Genomic DNA, 4447 nt, shown 5'->3' on the forward strand with positions numbered 1-4447 from the left:
AGTGTGGGGTCTCCCCATGTGAGAGTAGGGAACTGCCAGGCATCAAATAAACAAGAAAACCTCATGCGAAAGCATGGGGTTTTTTTGTTATCTGTGGTTTGCAGAATAGGGTTACACACTGTCCCTGCACAGACTTTCCACATCCCACCCACAGAGTTATTCACAAGCCTTCCCTGCCTGAATACGGTAAACTAGCCACGTTTTTGCATCTGGAAGCCACTATGAATCTCTCGTTAAAACCCTGGAACACTTTTGGTCTCGATCGCTACGCTAAACACATTGTTTGTGCTGACAGTGCCGAACAATTGCTGGAAGCCTGGCAGCAAGCCGCTTCGGACAATCAACCGGCTCTGATCCTGGGTGAGGGAAGTAATGTGCTTTTCCTGGAAGACTATGCTGGCACGGTTGTTATTAACCGAATCAAAGGCATCCAGGTCACCGATCAGCCTGAAGCCTGGCACCTCCATGTGGGGGCAGGTGAGAACTGGCATTGTCTTGTTAAATACACACTGGAACACGGAATGCCTGGACTGGAAAATCTGGCACTCATTCCGGGTTGTGCTGGTTCTTCACCCATCCAGAATATCGGTGCGTATGGCGTAGAGTTACAGCAGGTGTGTGAATACGTTGATTGCATTGAACTAGCCAGCGGTGAAGCGAAGCGTCTAAGTGCAAAAGAGTGCCGTTTTGGCTACCGTGACAGCATTTTTAAACATGAGTACCAGGATCGCTACGCGATTGTTGCTGTTGGTCTGAAACTCATGAAAAACTGGAAGCCAGTGCTCACCTATGGCGATTTGACTCGTCTGAATCCGCAGAGTGTCACGCCTCAAGAGGTGTTTGACGCGGTCTGCCACATGCGAATGACTAAATTGCCAGACCCAAAAGTGAATGGCAACGCAGGCAGCTTCTTTAAAAATCCTGTTGTCAGCCGTTCTGTGGCTGATAAATTGCTGGCCGCTTTTCCTGGTGCGCCACATTACCCTCAAGCCGATGGCAGTGTGAAACTTGCAGCGGGCTGGTTAATCGATCAATGCCAGCTCAAAGGTACCCGCGTTGGTGGGGCGATGGTGCACCGGCAGCAGGCGCTGGTTCTGATTAATGAGAGTCATGCAACAAGCGATGATGTTGTCGCTCTTGCTCACTCTGTTCGCCAGCAGGTAGGGGCGAAATTTGATGTCTGGCTGGAGCCCGAAGTCCGGTTCATGGGTTCGCACGGGGAAGTTAACGCCGTGGAGGTGATTGCGTGAAGGATAATACTGTTCCACTGACGCTCATCTCAATCCTCTCAGATGGCGAATTTCACTCTGGCGAACACCTTGGTGAAACGTTAGGGATGAGCCGGGCAGCAATCAATAAGCACATTCAAACGCTGAGAGACTGGGGTGTTGACGTCTTTACGGTGCCGGGAAAAGGCTACAGCTTGCCTGAGCCTATCCAGTTGCTCGACGAATCGTTTATCCGCAGCAATATTGCAGAAGGTAGTGTCACGGTTCTGCCTGTTATCGATTCAACAAACCAGTACTTGCTTGAGCGTATCGGCACTTTGCAGACAGGCGATGCCTGCGTAGCAGAATATCAACAGGCTGGCCGTGGTCGTCGTGGCCGTAAATGGTTTTCACCCTTTGGCGCTAATCTCTACCTTTCTATGTACTGGAGACTGGAGCAGGGGCCCGCTGCGGCAATCGGTCTGAGTTTGGTTATCGGCATTGTCATGGCGGAAGTGTTGCAAAGCTTAGGCGCTGAGAAAGTCCGGGTTAAATGGCCAAATGATCTCTACCTGTCAGATCGAAAACTTGCCGGTATCCTGGTGGAATTAACGGGTAAAACAGGCGATGCCGCGCAGATCGTGATTGGCGCAGGTATAAACCTGGCAATGCGTCGGGTAGAGTCTGATGTGATTAATCAGGGCTGGATTAACCTTCAGGAAGCGGGCATTAAAATTGACCGCAATACGCTTGCCGTTCGACTGATAAAAGAATTACGTGCAGCGCTGCAGTTATTTGAGCAAGAAGGCCTGGCACCTTATCTCTCTCGTTGGAAAAAACTCGATAATTTTATTGATCGTCCGGTGAAGTTAATCATTGGCGAAAAGGAAATATTTGGTACTTCCCGAGGGATTGATACTCAAGGGGCGCTTCTGCTTGAGCAAGATGGGGTGATAAAACCCTGGGTTGGCGGAGAAATATCGCTTCGCAGCGCGGAATAAAAAAGGGAGCATCTGCTCCCTTGTTTATTTTCGTAACCGTATCTGTTCGACTGAATGATTCGCACTTTTAGCCAGAACAAGGCTCGCACGTTCGCGTGTAGGAAGGATATTTTCCTTAAGATTCACCAGGTTGATCTCATTCCATAACGAGGTGGCGATATTGACAGCTTCGTCTTTGCTGAGTTTCGCATAGTTATGGAAATAGGAGTCTGGATCGGTGAATGCCCCTTCACGGAACTTCAGAAAACGATTGATATACCAGTTCTTCAGCAACTCTTCTGGCGCATCAACATAAATAGAGAAATCAACAAAGTCCGAAACGAATACATGGTGGGGATCATGGGGATAATCCATACCACTCTGCAGAACATTTAATCCTTCAAGAATTAAAATATCCGGATGAGTGACCGTTTTGTCACCATCAGGAATAACATCATAAATGAGATGGGAATAAACCGGTGCAGTCACATCTGGCGCACCCGATTTGATATCAGAGACGAACTTAACCAGCCGGTGCATATCGTACGACTGTGGAAAGCCTTTCTTCTTCATCAACCCACGCTCTTTCAACACATCATTAGGATGAAGGAATCCGTCTGTGGTGATCAACTCGACACGTCGATGTTCTGGCCAGCGGCTTAATAACGCCTGCAGCACGCGCGCTGTTGTGCTTTTACCCACAGCGACGCTTCCCGCGATGCTAATCACGTAGGGAATACGAGGCGCATTAGTGCCAAGGAACTGCTCCAGTACAGCCTGGCGACGCAGGTTGGAGCTGATATAGAAATTAAGCAAACGTGAGAGCGGCAGATAGATCTCAGCCACTTCCTCCAGTGACAAGTCTTCGTTGATGCCTTTTAACCGGGTAATTTCACCTTCGGTCAGGGTCATTGGCACGGAATCACGAAGTGCAGCCCACTGGCTACGATTAAACTGTAGATACGGCGTCATTAACGTTTGCTCTTTTTTGCTCATAAGCATGTTCTGTTCACCCTCATCCGCTCAGGTACTTGAGAGATGAGGAGACACTTTCAGTTAATCAGGACAATGGGCAGGAGGTTAACACCAGTTTGAAGAGAATAAGAAGAAAAAATCAGATTAAGTGATGCTTTCAGTAGAAAGCATCACACCCTGAAGCCCTGACTGGTTAGGGTACGAACAAGTAAAGAAGGGATTACGCGCAGGGAAGTCACTCTGAGTATAAAGAGAGAGCCGCTGCAATGACGTTGTTTTGTGTTGGAAGTAAGAAGAAGAGAAGCATTCTCGTGGGGAGCAAGAGAGAAGAGAATCTTTCTGATGGCAGAGATAGACCAATATTTATACTTCAATGCTCTAAATTTCATCATTTTTGCTTGCTTGTGCGCAAAATGTGAGCAAGAGATCGTTTTATGCAAATTTTTAGTTGCATGCCCCCGAATGTCTCCATAGAATGCGCGCTACTTGATGCCGACTTAGCTCAGTAGGTAGAGCAACTGACTTGTAATCAGTAGGTCACCAGTTCGATTCCGGTAGTCGGCACCATCAAGTCCGGTGGGGTTCCCGAGCGGCCAAAGGGAGCAGACTGTAAATCTGCCGTCACAGACTTCGAAGGTTCGAATCCTTCCCCCACCACCACTTTCTGGCAGCGTTTAGGCGCTACCTGAGTTGGTAGATAACATCGACCAGCTCGAACAAAAGAAGAGAGAAATCTCTTTTTTTGCACAGAAAGAACTGGGTAGCCGAGTTTCAGGATGCGGGCATCGTATAATGGCTATTACCTCAGCCTTCCAAGCTGATGATGCGGGTTCGATTCCCGCTGCCCGCTCCAAACGTGCTGATATGGCTCAGTTGGTAGAGCGCACCCTTGGTAAGGGTGAGGTCCCCAGTTCGACTCTGGGTATCAGCACCACTTCATCATCTCCTCCCTGTTTCTCTTCTGTTATTGCATTCAACAAGTCAGGCATGTTGCCTGGTTGATGTGGTGATATCACCGATTTATCCGTGTCTAGAGGGACAATCGATGTCTAAAGAAAAGTTTGAACGTACAAAACCGCACGTTAACGTCGGTACTATCGGCCACGTTGACCATGGTAAAACAACGCTGACCGCTGCCATCACTACCGTACTGGCTAAAACCTACGGCGGTGCTGCTCGCGCATTCGATCAGATCGATAACGCACCAGAAGAAAAAGCTCGTGGTATCACCATCAACACTTCCCACGTTGAATATGACACCCCGACTCGCCACTACGCACACGT

Annotated in this window: 4 protein-coding genes and 4 tRNA genes; 7 read left to right on the forward strand and 1 reads right to left on the reverse strand. The window is 48.7% G+C overall.

The genetic code is table 11. From position 1 onward, the window contains the following. Positions 1-209 precede the first annotated feature (209 nt). Positions 210-1250 (forward strand): UDP-N-acetylmuramate dehydrogenase, encoded by a 1041-nt coding sequence (murB, locus tag ACI2I2_RS24445; protein ID WP_404660257.1) that lies wholly within the window; start codon positions 210-212, stop codon positions 1248-1250. Continuing rightward, complete coding sequence (gene birA, locus ACI2I2_RS24450; RefSeq protein WP_330986265.1) at positions 1247-2209, forward strand: bifunctional biotin--[acetyl-CoA-carboxylase] ligase/biotin operon repressor BirA; 963 nt, start codon at positions 1247-1249, stop codon at positions 2207-2209. Before murB ends, birA begins: the two co-directional genes overlap by 4 nt. 24 nt (positions 2210-2233) lie before the next feature. On the opposite strand, the gene coaA is transcribed toward birA, so the two are convergent. Continuing rightward, positions 2234-3184 carry a type I pantothenate kinase gene (gene coaA, locus ACI2I2_RS24455; protein ID WP_404660256.1) on the reverse strand — a complete coding sequence of 317 codons (951 nt, stop codon included), beginning with the start codon at positions 3182-3184 and terminating at the stop codon, positions 2234-2236. A gap of 470 nt (positions 3185-3654) precedes the next feature. On the opposite strand from coaA, the gene ACI2I2_RS24460 reads away from it, so the two are divergent. The 5 genes from ACI2I2_RS24460 to ACI2I2_RS24480 form a co-directional block, all read left to right on the forward strand. Next, positions 3655-3730, forward strand: a tRNA-Thr gene (locus tag ACI2I2_RS24460). 8 nt (positions 3731-3738) lie between these two features. Further along, positions 3739-3823, forward strand: a tRNA-Tyr gene (locus ACI2I2_RS24465). Positions 3824-3941: 118 nt separating this feature from the next. Continuing rightward, a tRNA-Gly gene (locus tag ACI2I2_RS24470) sits at positions 3942-4016 on the forward strand. 5 nt (positions 4017-4021) lie between these two features. Further along, positions 4022-4097 (forward strand) — tRNA-Thr (locus ACI2I2_RS24475). A gap of 111 nt (positions 4098-4208) precedes the next feature. Continuing rightward, the coding region (locus ACI2I2_RS24480) for a GTP-binding protein (protein ID WP_000031669.1) at positions 4209-4447 on the forward strand (239 nt) is incomplete at its 3' end.

Source organism: Scandinavium sp. NPDC088450 (assembly GCF_044900545.1).
Taxonomy (GTDB): Bacteria; Pseudomonadota; Gammaproteobacteria; order Enterobacterales; family Enterobacteriaceae; genus Scandinavium.